Raw genomic sequence first — 19,015 nt, 5'->3', positions numbered from 1 at the left:
AAGGATATAATGCCGGCTCCAAAAGGAATTGAATCGAATTTGGGAAAATCAATAATCAGACATCGGCGCTGGTTTTGGCTTCTGAATTTTGACTTTTTAATTTAAGCCCTATTTTGCTACTTTTGTCCGGTTTAAATTTTGACCACTAACTTTTAAATTAATTTCTCTTATGTCATACGACGTTATTGTCATTGGTAGCGGTCCTGGCGGTTATGTAGCTGCCATCCGTGCATCACAGTTAGGTTTCAAAACAGCAATCGTAGAACGTGAAAGCCTGGGCGGTATCTGCCTGAACTGGGGTTGTATCCCTACCAAAGCCCTGCTAAAATCAGCACAGGTAATGGAATATGCTAACCATTCTAACGACTACGGTGTTACTATTGAAGGTGCTAAAGCTGACTTTGGTGCAATGGTAAAACGCAGCCGTGGCGTAGCAGATAAAATGAGCAAAGGTGTTACGTTTCTGATGAAGAAAAACAAAATCGATGTACTCAGCGGTTTTGGTAAACTGAATGCTAAGAAAGAAGTAGAAGTTACCGGTACTGACGGTAAAACTACCACTTACCAGGCTCGTCACACGATCATCGCTACTGGTGGCCGTGCGCGCCAACTGCCTAACCTGCCGATCGACGGTAAAAAAGTGATCGGTTACCGTGAAGCAATGGTACTGCCTGAACAACCAAAATCAATGATCGTTGTTGGTTCTGGTGCAATCGGCGTTGAGTTTGCATACTTCTACGCGAGCATCGGTACTAAAGTTACGATCGTTGAATTCCTGCCACGCATCGTGCCGGTTGAAGACGAAGATATCTCTAAAGAACTGGAAAAAATCTACAAGAAGAAAGGTATCACTGTTATGACCAACGCTTCTGTAGAAAAAGTTGATATCAGCGGTAACGGCGTTAAAGCAACTGTAAAAACTGCAAACGGTGAAGAAATTCTGGAAGCAGACATCGTACTGAGCGCAGTAGGTGTGGTTGCAAACATCGAAAACATTGGTCTGGAAACTTTGGGCATCACTGTTGACAAAGGAAAGATCATCGTTGACAAATTCCTCAAAACAAACGTTGACGGCATCTACGCTATCGGCGACGTGACTCCGGGTCAGGCGCTGGCACACGTAGCTTCTAAAGAAGCAATCGTATGTGTGGAAGCAATCGCTAATAAAGAAGGTAAATACCACCACATTCCGGAACCACTGGATTATGGTAACGTACCAGGCTGTACTTACAGCTCTCCAGAAATCGCTTCTGTTGGTATGACTGAAAAGCAAGCGAAAGAAGCTGGTTACGAACTGAAAGTTGGTAAATTCCCATTCTCTGCATCTGGTAAAGCAAGTGCAGCGGGTGCTACTGAAGGTTTCGTAAAAGTAATCTTCGATGCTAAATATGGCGAATGGCTGGGTACGCACATGATCGGTGCTAACGTAACTGAGATCATTGCGCAAACAGTAACTGCTCGCAAACTGGAAACTACATGGCAGGAAGTGCTGGATAGCATTCACCCGCACCCGACTATGAGCGAAAGCGTGAAAGACGCAATCGAAGTAGCACTGGGCGAAGCAATCCACCTCTAGTAAATTCAAAATTCAAAAGTCAAAACTTGTCATCCTGAGCGGAGTCGAAGGATAAACATTACAACTAGCTTTTGATTAAGATAAGAAACCGGCTGTCTGTATAGGCAGCCGGTTTTGTTTTGCACAGATTATGTAGAGACGTTGCACGCAACGTCTCCAGGTATTGTGGGTTTTGTAAGAAAATGTGCGGCATTCGCTGGTTCGTATTATCTGGAGACGCTGCGTGCGACGTCTCTACGGAAACTCGTATTTTTACAACAGATGTCTATAACGAAATTTTCAGCAACGGCCGAAGCCCTTAATTGCGGTGATGTATTTACCACGCATCTCAAAGTGGGCGATCATGAAATGATGGCTGATGAACCGATTACGATAGGCGGCAAGGATTCCGGACCATCGCCTGCGGCATATCTCTGCATGTCATTGGCATCGTGTACGGCTATCACGTTGCGGATGTATGTAAAACGTAAAGGCTGGGATGTTGAGAACATTAAGGTGAATGTAACTTTTGAAAAAGCGGATAATCCCGGTGAACCAAATACGTTTTTATGTAGTCTGGAATTTGATGGCCAGATAGACGAAGAGCAACGTGCCAAATTATTAGAAATCTCCAAAGCCTGCCCGGTGCACCGTTTGCTGGGTAAACCGAATCATGTTATTACCACGATAGAGTAGAGACGTTGCACGCAACGTCTCCGGCAAAATAAGAGAAACGATTGCCTTCATAAATTTCAAATTACCCGCATTATCTGGAGACGTTGCATGCAACGCCTCTACGGTTAATTTTTACTCATCTTCACCACACGCACACCATTCTCTGTAGCCATCACCACAAAATAATTTCCCGTTGAAAGATCATTGCGCAGTGTCAACGTTTCTTTATGATTGCCTTTGCTGCGTTGTTGATTCTGATAAAAAGATTGTATGGTGCGGCCATTGACATCACAGAGATGAATGGAAATCTTGGAAGTCGCTGCCAGATCGTATTGTAACGTAGTGATGTTATCCACAGGATTTGGGAATAACTGTAGATTCGAAATATTGTTGGTTATGTCCGGAACACCCAAATTGATATTTGGTTTATAACGTACCATTGTTCCTAAATAATGCAGCGATAACGGCCAATCATCTGTCACATCTGAAATACCACTCAGTAGTATATTTCCGTCAGGTTGCACGAGTAGATCGGTCGTGTAATCTTCGTGTACGGTGATATCTGTTGTGATTAATCCATTCAGCCCAAAACTATTGTCAATACTGCCATCTGGCGTAAAACGACGTAATGCAAATTGTCCATTTTGCCCGGCAGAGAAATCAGCGTAGCCCAACAATATTTTATCATCATTTTGCACAACGATCCTCGGTTCATCCCAAAGATTCATGTTGTTATTGTTGCTCAATGTATCGGACAACATATATCCGTTTGTTCCGAAACTGGCGTCCAGATTACCACTGGTATCCAGACGGGTAAAAGCGCTGTAATACCAGTAGCGATTCGGATCGGTAGGTGTTGGTTTGAACACGATGCCACCAATTAATATTTTCCCATTCGCCTGCCGGGCAACATTTACAGCGCGACTGTGCATCTGGCCCGGGAAATAAATTTTATTGTAACCGTTGCCACTGCCGAATGCCGGGTCAAGCGAACCATCAGGTAAATAACGAACAATAGAAAACGTAGCCGGATAATTTGGTGGACTGCTGATCGTCCAGCCGGCGAGTAAAATTTTATTGTCTGGCTGCAATGTAAGCGCGGCACCGTTGTCTGAATACGCACTGTCGAGTGTGGTAGTAACCAGGCCATTGTAGCCAAACGTAGAATCTGGATGACCATCCGCTTTGAGGCGATATACCATAGCATATGCCTGATGAAAACCGCCAGTTACCAATACTTTTCCATCTGGTTGCAGGATCATATCCTGGATACGGTCGTACGGACCAAGAAATGAAAGCTGAATACTACCGCTATCGCAAAAACTATAATCGGGTTGACCGTTCGGCAGAAGTCGCTCAATGTGCTCTGTACCCGCGATCACGATCTTTCCGTCAGCCTGCACTGAAACGCCCGAAACAGTGGTGCCGCGATAGGTTGGGTGCATAACGATTCCGTTTCCATTAAAGCTGGTATCAAGGCTGCCATCGGGGTGAAAACGCATGGTATACAGCTCGTAGACCAGATCAAAATTTGGTAGGTAGTAATAATAGCAGCCAGCGAGGATAATCTTATGATCAGCCTGCAGCGCCATTTTATTGCTTTGCATTTGTATGGGTGAATCCAACTGCACAATTCCATTCACACCAAAAGAGGAATCAAGCGCAGTGATTTGTGCTTGTGATACATAGCTGCTACACAGCAGGAAGGCGATGAGTATAAAGAAGGGCTTCATAAGCAAAGTTTGCTTTGGTGACTATTATATAGACGGAGAAAGTAGGGGAGAAGCTTGGGTGGGCGGGAAAGTTAATTGGTTAAATGGGGAATTGGTTAAAGGGGTAACTAGTTAATTGGTTAAAGGGTTAAGAGGTTAATTGGTTGGTATTCGCGTCATGGCGAGGTAAGAAGCCGGCTGCGCGGAATGCAGGTCGCTCGCAGTGTGTTTTCCCCGGCGCGAAATCAGGTTGCCACGTCGTTCCCACAGCTTTGCTGTTTGGCAACTTCTCGCAATGACCGGTGTTAAAAATAACCCGGTTGCGCGTTGTCTATCGCGGGTTTAATGACAAGAGTTATAAAAACATTGTCATTGCGAAGACGACGAAGGAGGATGTGGCAATCTGATTTCGCGGAGTGTGGGATTATATGTGTGCTATAATGTGTACTATGCCTACGGCATAATTTTCTTTGTTTCCATGTTGTCAGGTTTTAGTTCCATAAAGCCCAATAATGTAGCTACTTCTCTGTCTTTCGGTACTCAGATACATCGGATAAGTATCACAGATGTGAGGATGACGTAACTGAGATAGGTCAGGAATATAACTGAGATACATCTAATTGGTATCAGCGTTACATCGGAGACGTAACTGAGATAGATCAAAGATGTATCAGAGATAGATCAAGAGTGTATCAGAGATACATTGATGACGTAACTGAGATAGGCCAGTAATGTAACTGAGATACGTAAAATTGGTATCAGAGATACACAGGAGACGTAACTGAGATGAATCAAGGACGTATCTGAGATATAGGTGCATGAAAAAAGGAAGCTAGAAATAGCTTCCTTTCATTTTAGTTGGTTGCCGATCGTTATTCTGTCGGTTTGTTTGTTGTATCCTGTTTAATGTTTTTGATGCCCGTTGGATTGCCAAACAGTTGCTTAATATCTTCATACTTGCTATGAAACCCTGCGCCACTCGCAGTGCTTCCTGCGCGGTATTTGGTGTAGTCGTAATCCACCAGCGCATTTTGGTACAGGCTGTAATCATACGTAATCCGGATATCGCTGCACATCTCATCAATTTGTTCCAGCGCTTTTTCTATAGCAGCCAGATGATTGCGAAGTGAGAGATGTTTTTGATAATCGTCCCAGTTTACATCAGGTGATCGAAAGGAAGGGTGGTCGGTTGCATAATCGTTTACTTTGTTGACCAGCAATTTATTTTGCTCGTTGATACTGCCATAGCGTTTGCGTTCGTCGGGCGTAAGATTTGAATTTTGAGCGGCCGATTGCATATCGGCAATCACTTGTTGCAATGTTGCGCGTACCGTGGTTAAGGTAGTCTCGTTTACCAGTTGTTGATTTAAATCGTTGATTGGCATTTTAAAACGTTTTTTAAAGGGTAATAAAATGAAGCTTATTAGCTAACTCTTCGCAAACGCTGTGCCAATTTTCGTTGTAAACGGTTTTGCTCAATCATTTTCCTGAAGTGAAATCGGGTTATTGATTGAAGGTCTGTGTGTTCCGGGGGCAATACTTTTCAAATAAAAAGGCCGAAGCGTTTGCTTCGACCTTTTCAGCTTTATAAAAATGTCTACTAGTTTTCTGTTTTGCTGGTCATTGATAGAAGGTCAAGGTAATCCTCGAACATTTCATAAACTCGGATCATCTATTTTTTTCGCCAGGTTTTAAGTTGTTGAATGGGCCATTCACATTTTGACCTGTCGGTTTTGGTTGCAGTGAGCATTCATTAATTTGTTGTTCTATCTGCTAAATTATTCACTGAGCATACAACCGGCCATAGTCATGATATCTACGCCCGCAGTTTCGTCAATTTCAATATCGACAGGATTGACTTGAGCAGCAACTCTGATATCAGTAATTCTGGTGGCTTTTATTTTTTGCATGTTTTCCGTCGAAATATCAAACCAATAAGAATAGTCTCCTTTAAGGCCGCTGTTAGTCATGGACGGTAAGAAGTTATTGACGGTAAGTGCAATTTTTTCCTGGTTGTTGAGCAATAAAATGATTTGATTGCCGGCATTCATGAGTACTGGTGTTTTTGCCGTCTTATAACCCAATTTGAGTGTATACGCGTCACCTTCTTGTTTGAACACCATATAGAACTCCGATATTTTCAGTTTGGCATCGCCTTTTACATGTTTTGCAATGACCGTTTTTTCAGATAATCTGTGCTTTTTGCCAGTGAATTTGTCGGTGGAACTTTCTTCAAAAGAACATGTTTGTGCAAAGGACGGAACGCTCAAAAAGATGAATAAGGCTAGGGGAATAATACGGGTATTCATTTGTTGGTTTTTGAATGGAAGCTAATATACGCAGGTAGTTTGGAAATTTGTAGCCTCGGAAGATGTTTTGTTACAGAGCACAACATAGCGTTTACGCTCATCCGGTGTGAGATTGGCATTTTGGACACCCGGTTTAAGGTCTGCAATAGTCTGTTGCAGCATACCATTGATTGTGGTCAGGGTCTGCTCGTCTACGAAGTGCTGATTTAATTCATTGATCGGCATGTTAATTGCTTTTAAGGGTTAAAAAAATCTTCTCTTAACGCTATAGTAAAGCCCGTGCCGTTTTTTGAATCAGTATTTCTTTTAACTATTTTTTACATAGCTACGAGTATTTAATTAAACGGTCATCCTATGTTGTGATAGAATGATTTACTCACGTTTGTCATCCCGATGCAGGAGGGATCCCGCGTATTATGCGTTTACATATTTCGCGGGATGTCTCCTTGCGTCGACATGACCATTTTGCTATACAATTTCACTCGCGTTTGTCATCCTGATGAAAGGGGGATCCCGCGTATTGTGTGTCTATATTTCGCGGGATGTCTCCTTGCGTCGACATGACCATTTTGTTATATAATTTCACTCGCGTTTGTCATCCTGATGCAAGAAGGATCCCGCGTATTGTGTGTCCACATTTAGCGGGATGTCTCCTTCGTCGACATGACCGTGTTGTTATACAATTTCACTCGCGTGTGTCATCCCGATGCAAGAGGGATCCCGTGAAATACAAGCATTCATTTCGAGGAATATCTCCTTCCGATGTGATAATGCGAGTACGCACAACTGACAGCTCACTACTCACAACTTTTGGGTTATCACGCGGATCGCATTTCCTCTTTCCAGTTCATTATGCTGCTGCCATTGATCTTGTGCTTGCGCAATCTGTTGTTCCATTTGCCAGGCGGTAATCTTGGCGAGCAGCCGTTCGGTTGCCAGTTTTTTATTCTGATGTTGTGAGCGTGAATCACTGGCGACTACACTGATGCCTGAAGCATTGTGGGTGGCACGCACAGCCGTTTCCGTTTTGTTCACATGTTGTCCGCCCGGACCAGAAGACCTGCAGGTAGTGTAGCTGATCTCTCTTTCTGAAAAAACATTCGTAGCTACCGGCTCAAATGATTGCACGCTCACAAACCAATTCTTCCGTTTGTGAAATTTCCGGTAAGGACTTTGTGCAATCCACTGCACCGTGCCATTCCAGCTTTGTGCAAATGCAGCAGCCTCTTTTCCGTTTATCTGAATCAATGCCGATTGCAATGTGCCATTAATGTCTCCGTCCGTTTTGTCGATTACCGTTGCGGTCAAACCAACCGCTATTGCATCTTTCAGGATGACGGGTACAAGTTTGGCTACCACTCTGCAACATTCTGCAGGTCCACGACCTGATGATATTTGTAAATACATATTACCTGCTTTAACCCCTCCGCCCCTAAAGGGGGACTTCCCAAGCGATTCATAACCTGAAGCGAAGAACGCGCTGTGATTCCCCTTCAGGGGCCAGGGGTGTTGTTTTTTTTACTCCACCTTAAATGGGCTAATAGCCCCTTCGCACTCACTGTCAGACTGAGCGGAGTCGAAGGCCACATTTCGCGGGACATCTCCTTAGTCGATGTGACCAACACGAGTAATGCCCGCGCTGAGACTTCCCTTCAGGGGATGGGGTTATTCTTTATTCATGCGTACAATACGCGGTTGAAATTTTCCTTGTACTGTAATTAAATCTTGTTGTGCTTCGATTACGGTGTCGATGTCTTTGTAGGCAGTCGGTGCTTCTTCTGTACTGCCGCCGATCAGTGTGACATTGGCTTGCGCCAGCATCTTTTTCAGGGCAGATTGCGTAGTGCTTTCTTTTGCGCGTTTCCGCGAAAGCGCTCTGCCGGCTCCGTGCGACGCAGAGTTTAGTGCCTGGTCTGCGCCTTTTCCTGCCACTAAATAACCTGGTGTCGTCATGCTGCCGGGGATGATACCCAGCTCGCCTTCGTGCGCGGGTGTAGCACCTTTTCGGTGTACAATCACTTCTCGGTCATTAAGCGTTTCTTTCCACGCGAAATTGTGGTGGTTCTCTACCAGTGCCATAGGTTGTAAGCCCAGTGCTTTCGTGAGATTAGCATGGATGCGGTCGTGGCAAGCTTTTGCATAATCTCCTGCCAGCGTCATGGCCACCCAGTATTCCTGACCAGCTTCGCTGTTCATATCCAGCCAGGCGAGGTATTGTGCTTCGCGCGGTAAGCGACATAACTCCTTTGCAATTTGCGTGTACTCCATGGCGATGTTTGCGCCTAATCCACGTGAACCGGAGTGGGAGAGCAGTGCCAGATAGTTGCCTGCCGGAATGTTGAGTGTATTGTTTTCATACAGTTCAATGCTGCCAAATTCTACAAAATGATTACCCCCGCCGGAAGTGCCCAATTGCCTTGCTGCTTTGCCTTGCAGCGAACGCAGTAACGCCATTTCTTTAAATGCGGGATTATCAATTACCGCATGCTCCTGTCTTACATTCAGACTTCCTTCCATTCCGAAATGTGTCCATTCTTTTATTGCTTGTTTTATTTGATAGGCGTAACGCTGAACGTATTTCTCATTTTCGTTGAAGATTGTCAAAGCCATTCTGCAACCGATATCTACGCCTACTGCGTAAGGAATTATCGCATTGTCTGTAGCGAGTACACCGCCGATGGGTAGACCATAGCCGCCGTGTGCATCCGGCATCAATGCGCCTTGTACAGCTACCGGAAGTTGCAAGGCAACATTCATCTGATGTTTGGCATTCGTGTCGATATACTTACCGCCATATGTTTTGCAAAACACTGAATCAGTACGCAATTCGTAACTTTTTGCATCGGTAATGATTTCTTCGGGTGCCAGATGGTTGGCGAGTTTGCTCCATATTTCGTCGTTCCGCCATGCGGCTGGATCTTCCGTAATTTGTCTGATAATATTTGTTATATATTCTTTGGTTTCGTGTTTGCAATGTTTTGAAATAATGTTGATAGCAAGGCTGCGACCGATGTCTGTGGTAATGCCCAGCTTGCTGAGTTCTTTTAGTTTAATGCTCATGTTTTGTTGTTGTCTGCTTGTCAATTCTGAAACATCAGATGTGTTGAATCTACATGGCACGACGGTTTTGCTCCGGTATGCAGTTATGCATACGGATGATTAATTCGCTTCAGGACATATAAATGGCCAGACGTCAGATGTTTATCCGGCGTGATGCCCGAAAGCTTAATTGGTTTTTAATTGGAATAATGTTGGCAGGCGGGTTGGCAAAACCTTTCCAGGTCTATATTGTAGCCATAAACGATAAAAGAGCATACGGAAGCAGATAGAAACGGTTTTGCGTTTCTGATCAGTATTGTTCTAATAAACTAATGGAAATAAAATGCCTGTTCCGGTCAGAGTGCCGAATGTGCCAACGGATGATATGTAGTTATTGTTCCAGCATATTTTAAACCCTCCACTTGGTGTTTGGTTTGTGTTATGGATTAACGGTGCAAAGGTAGGCTAATTTTTAAAACCTCAAAATTGTTGTCCGTTTTTTTAGAAGTTTATTGTTTCATAAATTCATCTGATGAATGCCAAACCCTATCTCAACAATGCATCCCGCCTGTCTTTTGCAATCGCAGGACTGTTTTATCTGCCAATGGCTTTCCTTTTATTTCATTGGATCAATTACCGGATTGGCTTGTGGATGGGGTATCCTGTTAGTTTCTATTGGAAAGGAAGCTGGCTGCCTTGCGTTAATCTGAAAAAGTTTATCAAAACGCATCCAGAAGTAAATCTCAATCATTTCGCTTACATATACTGGGTGGCGTTGATTTTGTGGCCTGTTGCCGGTGTGCTTATACGTCTGATATCACGAAAGGTGGAAAATGCCGTTGGGACTGCTTTACAATGGCTGGGTGTCATTATGATTGTAACGCCGTTGTATCACGTGGTCATAGAACTAGCTAACATAGTCGTGTTTTCAATACAGGAAGGTGGCTATCATTTTAACTTTCACATGCTGCCTTACTATTTGCTTTTTGTTTGTCTTGTCGGCGGCGCAGTTTTGATGTATCAAATGAGCTTTGGCAAGGAAGGGCGACAGAAACTCTGGTTGATTTCATTTCCAGTCTTTGTGGCCTGCTGGTGGTTGTGGTTCTTTGTCATAGGGCGTCGGTTACTTCCGTAAAAAGCGAAGGTGTAAAATTGTAAAGCTTTGAAGTTGTCTGGATTTTACGCTGACACTGCTTCAAAGCTTTACAATTTTACTGCTCTTCAGTATAAAACATCTGATGTTTATAATTCGTAAGAAACAGGCTGGTTCATTTGTTCCACTAAAGTATCGATCAGGTCTGTCAGATCATCAATCGTCGATTGGTCGTTTACGCGGCCGTGGTCGTCTAGTTTTTTAAGAATAGTTGGAATAGTGAGTGATGCACCCGCTGGAATTTTAGCGCCCATTACTTTTAAAGTTTGAATGAGCTGCGCATGTGCCTTGTCGGCGCCGGTTACCAGTGGTGAAGCGCTGATTGTAGCAGTGGGCTTGTCTGTAAATTCACCTGACGAAACGAGCCAGTCCAACGCATTTTTCAATACACCCGGCAGTCCGAATGCATATTCTGGCGTACAGATAATAATACCGTCTGCTTTGCGTAACTGATCTCTGAAATCATTTACCGGTTTCAGCTGTGCAACATCCGTGATGTCCGGATTGAAGTGTGGAAATTGGTCAATGCCTTCGTAGAGATGTATGTAGATATCTTCCGGAGCAAAGGTTTGCAAGGATTTTAAAACTGAGGTATTCGCCGAATGAGCGCGAATACTGCCGGAGATTGCAAGCAGGTTTTTGGACATTTTCGTAGCGTTGACTTCGTTAATGATAAAGAACCTGAATATAATTATTTTTTCTCAGGTCTCCTAAGCTGTTTTAGTAACAATCCTGCCTCGGAATCTGCAATGAGCGCATCGAGCCGTTTTTCACGGGTGGCTTCCTGTTTGGCGCTGATCACCACCCATGTGGCTGTTCGTTGGTAAGATGGCGATTGTTCCGTGAAGAATTTCCAGGCTTTTTTATTGGACCTAAATTTTTGCTCCTGCGCGGGTTCCAGTTTTATCTTTTCCCGGTCCTGCTCAAAGGAGTAGATCTTTGATTTATGTTCTTTCCGGTGCTTGAAGGCTTCCAGTCCGGCAGGTTTCATCAGGCCTTTTGTTGTTAGGTCTTCTACTTTTTTTATGTTGATGGCACTCCAGATGCTGGTTGTCTTACGTGGTGTAAAACGAATGGTGTAGCTGTGTTCGTCTATTGATTTCCGGACGCCATCTATCCAGCCAAAGCAAAGTGCCTGGTCGACTGATTCCGGCCAGGTGATAGTTGGCTTTCCTGTTTTTGTTTTATGAAAACCGACCAGTACTTCAGTTTCTTTAGCGTGATTTTTATCCAGCCATTTACGAAAAGCGGCAGGTGATTCGAAAAAAATAGGCTCCATGTTTTATTGCTGAGTTGTAAAGTTGCTTATCTGTGTAGTTTATGCTGCCGGCGTATTTTCTACGAGCTGTTTGATGTGTTTGGAAACATCAGACCAATTTTTCAGGCTGTGTTCTTGCTCCGTTGCAGTTGGGATATTATCCTGGGTGATATCGAGTTTTGTATTATTCCCGTCTGGCGTCAGCGCATAGGTAATCAGTGCGTAGTTTTCCGGCTTGTCTTCTTTGCCTGACATGGAACTCAGGTAGGTGTACTGGAGTATTTTTGGTTTGTCGTACTTTATTATAACACCTTTGTCCAGATATTCTTTGCCTTCATACTCGCCTTTGAATTGCAGTGTGCTTCCTTCCCGCCAATCTGATATAGCATCAGTGCCAAAGAAATATTGCTTGATCATAGCCGGATTGACAAGCGCGTCCCAAACTGCTTCTGGGTTGGCGTCGATATGAATGGTAACCTGAGCTGCAAATTCACTTTTCATGATGGTATAAATTAAAAGTTGACTTCTCTAAAGGTACGATGGATGCAGAAAATTTTAAAAATGTTGTTAGTGCAAGCCTGGCTTTTTCATTAGTTTTGCGGTTCAATTTTTTATAGGTTATGAGAAAAGCCCTACTTATGCCCTTTCTGCTGCTGTTTGGTACAGCAGCATTTGCGCAGACGGCGTCCCGTATTATTTCGTCCTCAGACACTTTTGTCAATTCTACTCAGATCTGGGATACAACGATTTATTATTATTCTACACCCACTGATGTATTTGACAGCACCATCACGAAGCAGGTGTTTGGCAACAGTCCTGATACTGGCTACTTGCTCCACAAACGTGTTTTTGATGGAAACCGCAACATTCTCGAGGACGGTAATTATCAACTGAATAATGGTTCCTGGGAAGGAGTCGACCGTACGCTGATGACTTACGATGCATCTAACCGGAAAGTTGTGGCAATTGCGCAGTTTTTCCTCGCGGCGCAATGGTTCAACATGCGCAAAGATTCTCTCGGCTATGATAGCAACAATAATGTAAGTGTCGATTATCAGTTTAATTGGAACAACGGTGCTTTTCAGCCGACCAACCGGATTAACTATACTTACGATGCAAACAACAATGTATTGAGTGCGTATACAAATACGTACGACGGCATTAGTTGGCAATATAGCAACAGATGGGTGTATAGTTATACTGCAAATAATGCCCTGCTTACAGGTACTTATGCAGAGTACGGAGCTAACTGGATAACCAAGAGCGCAGATACTAGCGAATACACGGGAAATTTACTGACAAGAAAATTCCATTATGAGACCTGGGCTAATGGCGACTATTTTCTGCAGAACGTAGATAGTGCTTTGTACAATGCGAATAATAAGCTGATACAGCTCTTTTCCGCTTATAATACGCATCCTTATTGGAATTCTTACAGCTACGATTCGCTGATTTATGATCAGAATTGGGTATATAGAAGGGTTAAAACCAGGGTCTCCACACAAAACCCGTGGTCTGATCTTGGTTTAAGAAGAAATCAATATAATACTAGTCAGCAACTTGTTTATACAGACACATTTGCCAACTATGGAACGGGGCAATGGGAAATTCCGCAGGTGGGTGCTGCTACTTTTAGATCAAGGTACTATTACGAAAATTATACAACAAACACTACGCCAACATCTGTAGCAACAACAACGGTCAATAAAATTGCGCTGGCACTTTCTCCAAATCCTGCAGCATCTTTTATTACGATTGATATAGTATACGATGTTCCGGAGAAAACAGAAGTTGTTATTTATAACATGAATGGTGTATTGATGATGAGATGGTATGATGCGGCTGGCGCTAGTTTGCACCGGATGGTGCCTTTGCAGTCATTTAGCTCAGGCAATTACATTCTTCAGGTAAAAGGTAAAAATACTGCTGCAAGTCAAGTATTCACAGTGGTAAAATAATAACAGTTATTGTTCTGTTGAGAAATAAAGAAAAGGCCGTCATATTGATGGCCTTTTGCATGTTGATTCTTTAATGTGCCAAAAAATAGAAAATGCAGTTGTTGGATTTTTGATGTCTGATCCCGGTTAAATTGAATTGATTAAAACATCTGATGTTTTTAAAAAAAATAAGCGCGACGACCGTCGCGCTTATTTTTTATTTATCGTTGAAAGTATGTTGCGTTGTTTTAAGTTAACCTTTCACAACTGACAACTCACTACTCACAAATCAGTATTATTTCAACGTTTCATCCAGCCATTTGAAAAACTCTTTCTGCCACACTAAACCGTTTTGCGGATGCAATACCCAGTGGTTTTCGTTTGGCAGGTAAAGCAGTTTGCTCTTAATGCCGCGCAGCTGAGCCGCCTGGAAAGCGCCAAGACCTTGCTCGATCGGAACGCGGTAATCAATACCGCCCTGAATGATCATGATTGGTGCATTCCATTTTGCAACAAAATTGCTCGGGTTAAAATCTTCGTAGCTTTTAGTTGCAGAATTATTCCAGTATGGACCGCCGATATCCCAGTTGGCAAACCACAGTTCTTCCGTGTTGCCATACCAGCTTCTCAGATCAAACAAACCATCGTGTGCGATAAATGTTTTGAAACGGTTTTCGTGCATACCTGCGAGCATGTATACGCTGTAACCACCATAGCTGGCGCCTACACAACCCAGACGATCTTTATCTACATAGCTTTCTTTCGAAACATCATCGATAGCAGCGAGGTAGTCTTTCATCGGTTGGCCGCCCCAGTCTTTGCTGATCGCTTCATTCCATTTTACACCCCAACCTGGCATACCACGACGATTTGGCGCTACAATGATATAACCTTGTGCAGCCATCAGCTGGAAATTCCAACGGAAGCTGTAAAACTGTGTGAGTGCAGATTGTGGTCCACCCTGGCAATAAAGCAGTGTTGGATATTTCTTCGCCGGATCAAAATTTGGCGGATACACAACCCATACGCCCATTTCCTGGCCATCGGTAGTGCGTACCATACGCAGTTTTGTTTCGCTTGGTGTTATTTTGCTGTACGCTTCGTCATTTTCATGAGTGAGTGCGCGCATATTGCCATTAGCAGTGTTTACGGCATACAGTTCGTTAGCGTGGTTCATGTCGCAACGGGTTACCACCACTTCATGATTGGCAGCTTCGCCTACAATACCATTTACGTCAAACTGACCGTTCGTAACCTGTACCGGAACCGGCATCATACGTACCATCAGGTTGGCAGGAACTTTTATAGAGAAGAGTTGTTCAGTACCTTTTACCGGAGCTGTGAAATAGATATTGTTACCGGTATTATCCCATGTAAATCCACCTACAGTGCCGTCCCAACCCGCAGTCATATTGAGCTTCTGCACGTCTGTTTTACCGCCTTTGCCTAATTGCATAACGTAGATGTCATTCTTGTCACTTTCGTAACCATCATGTGCCATGCTCGTCCATGCAACGCGCTTACCATCTGGGCTGAAAACCGGGTTCGTATCATAACCCATCATGTTCGGAGTCCAGTTGGTGGTGCTGCCTGCTTTCAGTTCATAATAATAAAGATCAGTGTTGGTGCTCGTAGCATACGCTTTGCCAAATTTCTTTTTACAAACGTAAACCACACCTTTACTGTCCGGATTCCATACAAAATCTTCCGCGCCGCCAAATGGCTTCTGTGGCGAATCGTATGGTTCATCGGCCATGATGTCTTTTGCTGCGCCGCCGCTGATTGGTGCTACAAAAATGTGGGAGAATTTACCATCTTCCCAGGTATCCCAGTGACGGTAGTTCAGATCTGTGTAGACCTGTGCTGTAGTTTTTTTCAGTTCAGGATAAAGATCCGTGCCCATCATTGGTTTTACCAGCACTTCTTTCGAAAACGCAATATATTTTCCGTCCGGAGATACACGTACGTTGTCTACATTTTCCAGTCCGCCGAAAATTTCCTTCCATGTTTTGCCCTTATCAGTGCTATGGTAGAGGCTTTTGTCATCCGTAGCATACCATCCGTTTGCATCGCGCTGAATGATCATTTTGCCTTCCGGCATTTGCCATTCTTTGCGGTTGCCGTCTGCGACATTCAGCAAATATCTTTTCGTGCTGCTTTTTTCAGTCGTAACGTCTGTTTGTCTTACGTTATAGTACACGGAATTTCCGCTGGCAGTCATACCGTCGGCATTCACTTTTTTGAGCGACCAGAGCAGTTCTGGAGTCATGTGATCCTGTGCAGTAGCTTGCAATGCGCCAGCGAGCAGGATTGGAATAAAGATGCGTTTCATGTATCTTTTATTTGAAAAATGTTTAGTTGTGGTCGTTATTTCCGTTTTTTCTCGTCAAAATCGATAATGTTCTGCCAGCCCGGTTTCAAGGTTACATTGCTGTTATATGGAATGACCAGTTCCGGTTGTTTTTTGCCGAAAAGATCACCGCTGTCCCATATACCATTTTTGTTTGAGTCAACAATCACGGAGAATGTGTATGTACCAGGTGTCAGGCGCGGTAAATGAACCATCGTATCCAATACCGGCTTCTGATAAATCGTATCCTTTGCGTTAAACATTACTTGCAGTACATAGCCATTGCCATAGTACTTCGTTGGCAGGTGAATATCCAGTATACCATAATCATCATCTCTTTTAGAGCGGAATACATACTTAGAAGGCATGACATCAGCACCTGCACTGTCTTTGGCAAAACCTTTAATCAGGCGCAGTGTGTATACCGAGTTTTCTTTCCAGTTAGTATGGATCTGCATGATTTTATGCGTCGCGGTATCAAAATCAACCGTCGTCGGTGATTCTACTGCTACACCAGAACTGTCATAAGAAAGGAAGATCTTTTCATGCAAAATACTTTCAGGCGCTTTGTTGAATGTTACAGTGATCGGTTTCGTGATCTCAGCAGTTCGTTTGCGTACATCATTTGTATCGACTGCCACGATATAACTAAAGCCTTCCTTGGTCTTATTTTCTTCTTTAGCTCTTTCAACACTCTTTCGTGCTAAGCCGCCAGGCTGCGCGGCTTTAGTTGTATCTTTTCCTTCTGGAAAGGTGCGCAGTTCAATACTTTTTACAGAATCTGCCTGCGGTGTCACAGGGGCATTGGCAAAACCGACCCATTCGCCCTGGCTGATACCATCATAAATCAGGTTACCGTTTTTATCACGCACGGCATAAATACGAAAGCTTTTTTCAGGAAGACCACTGATTTCAAAACTGCCGTCACCGTTTACCTTATTTACATACATCGGTTTTTTTCTTGCTATGGCGCTGTCATTTGTACTGGCCAGATATAGCATAATAGTGGCAGACGAGTCGGGGAGACCAGTAGAGGCATCGAAAACTTTACCGCGAATTTTCAGCGAGTCGAAATAATCGCCGGTAGTAAATGAATACACATAATTGGCAAAAGGATTGCCTTCGTGCAGATCTTTAATAGCATTGCCGAATGAAATGCGGTACGTGGTATTTTCTTCCAGCAGTGAATCCGGAATGGAGACTGTCACATGTTTGTATGCACCCACCACTTTCAGCGGTACATCAATCAGCGGAGAAATATGAACCTGAGTACTGATATCGGAAACAGTAACGTATTCATCAAACCGCATCACTATTTTGCTCACTTTTTGGTGGCGCTGAGAATCTGCTGGTGTAATTTCCACGAGTTTGGGCGGTGTCACGTCCTTCTTCCCACCTGTTGGTGGAACGATGTTGGCACAGCCTGCAACAAGGCATATTATCAGGGAAAATAAAAATAATCGAGTAAGGGATGCCGTCATTTGCGACCAAAAATAACACTTCTCGGGTAACGGAGGCAATTCTGTTGTATGTCAAATATCCTTAGGTTTGTGTTGCGGAACATTATTTCCGGCGTTTATCCACGAAAAATCTATGTATTATGATGCTGAGCATGATGTTATTCTTTAAATTTCTCTTCTTTGCGCCAGCGCCAAAAGGTGATGTTCCGACTTCCATCTATGATTTTAAAGTGGCCGGTCTTACCGGAAATACAATCGATTTTTCGCAGTTTAAAGGGAAAAAAATACTGATCGTAAATACCGCATCCAAATGTGGTTTTACGCCGCAATACAAAGATCTGGAAGCGCTCTACGAGAAATACAAAGACAAATTGGTGATTGTTGGTTTCCCGTCTAATAATTTCCTTTGGCAAGAGCCAGGATCTAACGACGAAATCAATTCTTTCTGCGAAAAAAATTATGGTGTGAGTTTTCCGATGGCAGCAAAAATTTCGGTAAAAGGTCGTGATATGGCACCCGTTTATCAATGGCTCACTAATAAAGATTACAATCATTACAAGAGCAGTTCCGTAAAATGGAATTTCCAGAAATATCTCATCAACGAAAAAGGGGAGCTGGTTGCAATTTTTTCATCTGCCACCAAACCTTCTGATCCAGATGTGATCAGCGCAATTGAGAAATAATTTTTGAAGTCAAAAGCGTATGTGGTCAGTTGAGTGCACATGTGTTGTGCCGTGGCGTCGCCGTGCTCCCGGCAAAACTTCAAATTTTGATCTTTTTTGTTACGAGCTGCATTACTCCGGTTAAACCAAGTTGCGTCGCACATTTCATCGGTTTGCTCATTATTAAGCAGCCCTGAATTTTTAAGTAAAATTGGTTTCCGTAACACATCCGGCGTGAGGAAACTACGGCGTTAAAAAATGAAATGTAAGACATGCTGGCGCGGGTGTTCCGAAGGGTCACCCGTGTCTGAAAAATCTATCCAGATTGAATCTGGAACGCTGCACTTAGCCGTAGTTTCCTTCAGCCTTGAATTTTTGTTTCTTTTGCTTCAAGGCAAAAGAAAGGACATGCTGGCGCGGGTGTTCTGAAGGATCACCCGTGTCTGAAAAATCTATCCAGATTGAATCTGGAACGCTGCACTTCGCGTCTTTGATGCCTCAAACAAAAAATCCGGACTATTACTAGTCCGGATCTCTGCGTTTTACCCAATTTTTATTTTTTGTGTCTATCGGCGGTAGCCATAGCCACCACCGCGATTGTATCCATTATTGTAGCCGTTGTTATAACCGCGGTTATAGCCTCTGCCGTAACCATTGTGGTAGTGATTGTAGTAACCGCCACCGTAATAAACCGGAGCTGGAACCGGAACCGGCATCGGCGCGGCATAGCCGTAACCACCTCCATAACCGTAACCACTGTTGTAACTAACTACCACTCTCGGGCGTGGTGCGAAAAAGCCTCCGCGACAGCCGTGAGGGTGAGCTTGTGTTTCGGTTGCCATAGTTGTTACCAAACCAATAACGGCGAAGACTGCGATAATGATTGTTCTTTTCATATTCTTGGT

At 43.7% G+C, this 19,015-nt stretch carries 17 protein-coding genes; 5 read left to right on the top strand and 12 right to left on the bottom strand.

The genetic code is table 11. The annotated features are described in order from the left end of the window. The first annotated feature begins 169 nt into the window (after positions 1-169). On the top strand, positions 170-1,576 hold the full coding sequence (lpdA, locus tag DN068_RS07385) for a dihydrolipoyl dehydrogenase (RefSeq protein ID WP_110998266.1): 1,407 nt from the start codon (positions 170-172) through the stop codon (positions 1,574-1,576). A 261-nt stretch (positions 1,577-1,837) separates the two neighbouring features. Further along, positions 1,838-2,251, top strand: a complete 414-nt coding sequence (locus DN068_RS07380; RefSeq protein ID WP_123985274.1) for an OsmC family protein — start codon at positions 1,838-1,840, stop codon at positions 2,249-2,251. A 104-nt stretch (positions 2,252-2,355) separates the two neighbouring features. Here the strand turns inward: DN068_RS07380 and DN068_RS07375 are convergent, their stop codons facing one another. From DN068_RS07375 to DN068_RS07350, 6 genes are all read right to left on the bottom strand, one after another. Further along, positions 2,356-3,963 carry a T9SS type A sorting domain-containing protein gene (locus tag DN068_RS07375; protein WP_110998264.1) on the bottom strand — a complete coding sequence of 536 codons (1,608 nt, stop codon included), beginning with the start codon at positions 3,961-3,963 and terminating at the stop codon, positions 2,356-2,358. Positions 3,964-4,814: 851 nt separating this feature from the next. Further along, entirely contained in the window at positions 4,815-5,327 is a 513-nt protein-coding gene (locus tag DN068_RS07370) for a hypothetical protein (RefSeq protein WP_110998263.1), read from the bottom strand. Between the two features lie 393 nt (positions 5,328-5,720). Continuing rightward, positions 5,721-6,251: a hypothetical protein gene (locus DN068_RS07365; protein ID WP_123985273.1), complete on the bottom strand. Its 531-nt coding sequence runs from the start codon at positions 6,249-6,251 to the stop codon at positions 5,721-5,723. A 21-nt stretch (positions 6,252-6,272) separates the two neighbouring features. Continuing rightward, the gene (locus DN068_RS07360; RefSeq protein WP_110998261.1) at positions 6,273-6,476 is read right to left on the bottom strand and encodes a hypothetical protein; all 204 of its coding nucleotides are present in this window, start codon (positions 6,474-6,476) and stop codon (positions 6,273-6,275) included. Positions 6,477-7,052: 576 nt separating this feature from the next. Beyond that, on the bottom strand, positions 7,053-7,658 hold the full coding sequence (gene prfH, locus DN068_RS07355) for a peptide chain release factor H (protein ID WP_110998260.1): 606 nt from the start codon (positions 7,656-7,658) through the stop codon (positions 7,053-7,055). 258 nt (positions 7,659-7,916) lie between these two features. Beyond that, on the bottom strand, positions 7,917-9,311 hold the full coding sequence (locus DN068_RS07350; RefSeq protein WP_110998259.1) for an RtcB family protein: 1,395 nt from the start codon (positions 9,309-9,311) through the stop codon (positions 7,917-7,919). A gap of 511 nt (positions 9,312-9,822) precedes the next feature. Here DN068_RS07350 and DN068_RS07345 point away from each other — a divergent pair. Next, on the top strand, positions 9,823-10,425 hold the full coding sequence (locus tag DN068_RS07345; RefSeq protein ID WP_110998258.1) for a hypothetical protein: 603 nt from the start codon (positions 9,823-9,825) through the stop codon (positions 10,423-10,425). A 107-nt stretch (positions 10,426-10,532) separates the two neighbouring features. Here DN068_RS07345 and DN068_RS07340 read toward each other — a convergent pair whose 3' ends face one another. The 3 genes from DN068_RS07340 to DN068_RS07330 are packed head-to-tail and all read right to left on the bottom strand — an operon-like array spanning position 10,533 to position 12,202. Continuing rightward, on the bottom strand, positions 10,533-11,090 hold the full coding sequence (locus tag DN068_RS07340; protein ID WP_110998257.1) for an NADPH-dependent FMN reductase: 558 nt from the start codon (positions 11,088-11,090) through the stop codon (positions 10,533-10,535). 44 nt (positions 11,091-11,134) lie between these two features. Next, complete coding sequence (locus DN068_RS07335) at positions 11,135-11,722, bottom strand: YdeI/OmpD-associated family protein (RefSeq protein ID WP_110998256.1); 588 nt, start codon at positions 11,720-11,722, stop codon at positions 11,135-11,137. Between the two features lie 39 nt (positions 11,723-11,761). Next, on the bottom strand, positions 11,762-12,202 hold the full coding sequence (locus DN068_RS07330) for an SRPBCC domain-containing protein (protein ID WP_110998255.1): 441 nt from the start codon (positions 12,200-12,202) through the stop codon (positions 11,762-11,764). A 137-nt stretch (positions 12,203-12,339) separates the two neighbouring features. Between DN068_RS07330 and DN068_RS07325 the strand changes: the two genes are divergently transcribed. Further along, positions 12,340-13,659 carry a T9SS type A sorting domain-containing protein gene (locus DN068_RS07325; RefSeq protein ID WP_165836310.1) on the top strand — a complete coding sequence of 440 codons (1,320 nt, stop codon included), beginning with the start codon at positions 12,340-12,342 and terminating at the stop codon, positions 13,657-13,659. Between the two features lie 274 nt (positions 13,660-13,933). Here DN068_RS07325 and DN068_RS07320 read toward each other — a convergent pair whose 3' ends face one another. After that, positions 13,934-15,970, bottom strand: a complete 2,037-nt coding sequence (locus DN068_RS07320; RefSeq protein WP_110998253.1) for a S9 family peptidase — start codon at positions 15,968-15,970, stop codon at positions 13,934-13,936. 35 nt (positions 15,971-16,005) lie between these two features. After that, positions 16,006-17,469, bottom strand: a complete 1,464-nt coding sequence (locus DN068_RS07315) for an Ig-like domain-containing protein (RefSeq protein ID WP_110998252.1) — start codon at positions 17,467-17,469, stop codon at positions 16,006-16,008. A gap of 119 nt (positions 17,470-17,588) precedes the next feature. Here DN068_RS07315 and DN068_RS07310 point away from each other — a divergent pair, with 119 nt between their 5' ends. Next, positions 17,589-18,131: a glutathione peroxidase gene (locus tag DN068_RS07310; RefSeq protein WP_243630146.1), complete on the top strand. Its 543-nt coding sequence runs from the start codon at positions 17,589-17,591 to the stop codon at positions 18,129-18,131. A 545-nt stretch (positions 18,132-18,676) separates the two neighbouring features. Here DN068_RS07310 and DN068_RS07305 read toward each other — a convergent pair. Next, the gene (locus DN068_RS07305) at positions 18,677-19,006 is read right to left on the bottom strand and encodes a hypothetical protein (protein ID WP_123985272.1); all 330 of its coding nucleotides are present in this window, start codon (positions 19,004-19,006) and stop codon (positions 18,677-18,679) included. Positions 19,007-19,015: the final 9 nt, after the last annotated feature.

Source organism: Taibaiella soli (assembly GCF_003236175.1).
Lineage (GTDB): Bacteria > Bacteroidota > Bacteroidia > Chitinophagales > Chitinophagaceae > QKTW01.
This window is presented reverse-complemented; position numbering and strand designations above follow the sequence as displayed.

Excerpts from the sequence above, each read along its gene's own strand:
- DN068_RS07365 (WP_123985273.1), bottom strand. The coding sequence starts at position 6,251 with ATGAATACCCGTATTATTCCCCTAGCCTTATTCATCTTTTTGAGCGTT.
- DN068_RS07305 (WP_123985272.1), bottom strand. The coding sequence starts at position 19,006 with ATGAAAAGAACAATCATTATCGCAGTCTTCGCCGTTATTGGTTTGGTA.
- DN068_RS07310 (WP_243630146.1), top strand. The coding sequence starts at position 17,589 with ATGATGCTGAGCATGATGTTATTCTTTAAATTTCTCTTCTTTGCGCCA.
- prfH (WP_110998260.1), bottom strand. The coding sequence starts at position 7,658 with ATGTATTTACAAATATCATCAGGTCGTGGACCTGCAGAATGTTGCAGA.
- DN068_RS07375 (WP_110998264.1), bottom strand. The coding sequence starts at position 3,963 with ATGAAGCCCTTCTTTATACTCATCGCCTTCCTGCTGTGTAGCAGCTAT.
- DN068_RS07325 (WP_165836310.1), top strand. The coding sequence starts at position 12,340 with ATGCCCTTTCTGCTGCTGTTTGGTACAGCAGCATTTGCGCAGACGGCG.
- DN068_RS07335 (WP_110998256.1), bottom strand. The coding sequence starts at position 11,722 with ATGGAGCCTATTTTTTTCGAATCACCTGCCGCTTTTCGTAAATGGCTG.
- DN068_RS07380 (WP_123985274.1), top strand. The coding sequence starts at position 1,838 with ATGTCTATAACGAAATTTTCAGCAACGGCCGAAGCCCTTAATTGCGGT.
- DN068_RS07350 (WP_110998259.1), bottom strand. The coding sequence starts at position 9,311 with ATGAGCATTAAACTAAAAGAACTCAGCAAGCTGGGCATTACCACAGAC.
- DN068_RS07345 (WP_110998258.1), top strand. The coding sequence starts at position 9,823 with ATGAATGCCAAACCCTATCTCAACAATGCATCCCGCCTGTCTTTTGCA.
- DN068_RS07370 (WP_110998263.1), bottom strand. The coding sequence starts at position 5,327 with ATGCCAATCAACGATTTAAATCAACAACTGGTAAACGAGACTACCTTA.
- lpdA (WP_110998266.1), top strand. The coding sequence starts at position 170 with ATGTCATACGACGTTATTGTCATTGGTAGCGGTCCTGGCGGTTATGTA.
- DN068_RS07340 (WP_110998257.1), bottom strand. The coding sequence starts at position 11,090 with ATGTCCAAAAACCTGCTTGCAATCTCCGGCAGTATTCGCGCTCATTCG.
- DN068_RS07320 (WP_110998253.1), bottom strand. The coding sequence starts at position 15,970 with ATGAAACGCATCTTTATTCCAATCCTGCTCGCTGGCGCATTGCAAGCT.
- DN068_RS07330 (WP_110998255.1), bottom strand. The coding sequence starts at position 12,202 with ATGAAAAGTGAATTTGCAGCTCAGGTTACCATTCATATCGACGCCAAC.
- DN068_RS07360 (WP_110998261.1), bottom strand. The coding sequence starts at position 6,476 with ATGCCGATCAATGAATTAAATCAGCACTTCGTAGACGAGCAGACCCTG.
- DN068_RS07315 (WP_110998252.1), bottom strand. The coding sequence starts at position 17,469 with ATGACGGCATCCCTTACTCGATTATTTTTATTTTCCCTGATAATATGC.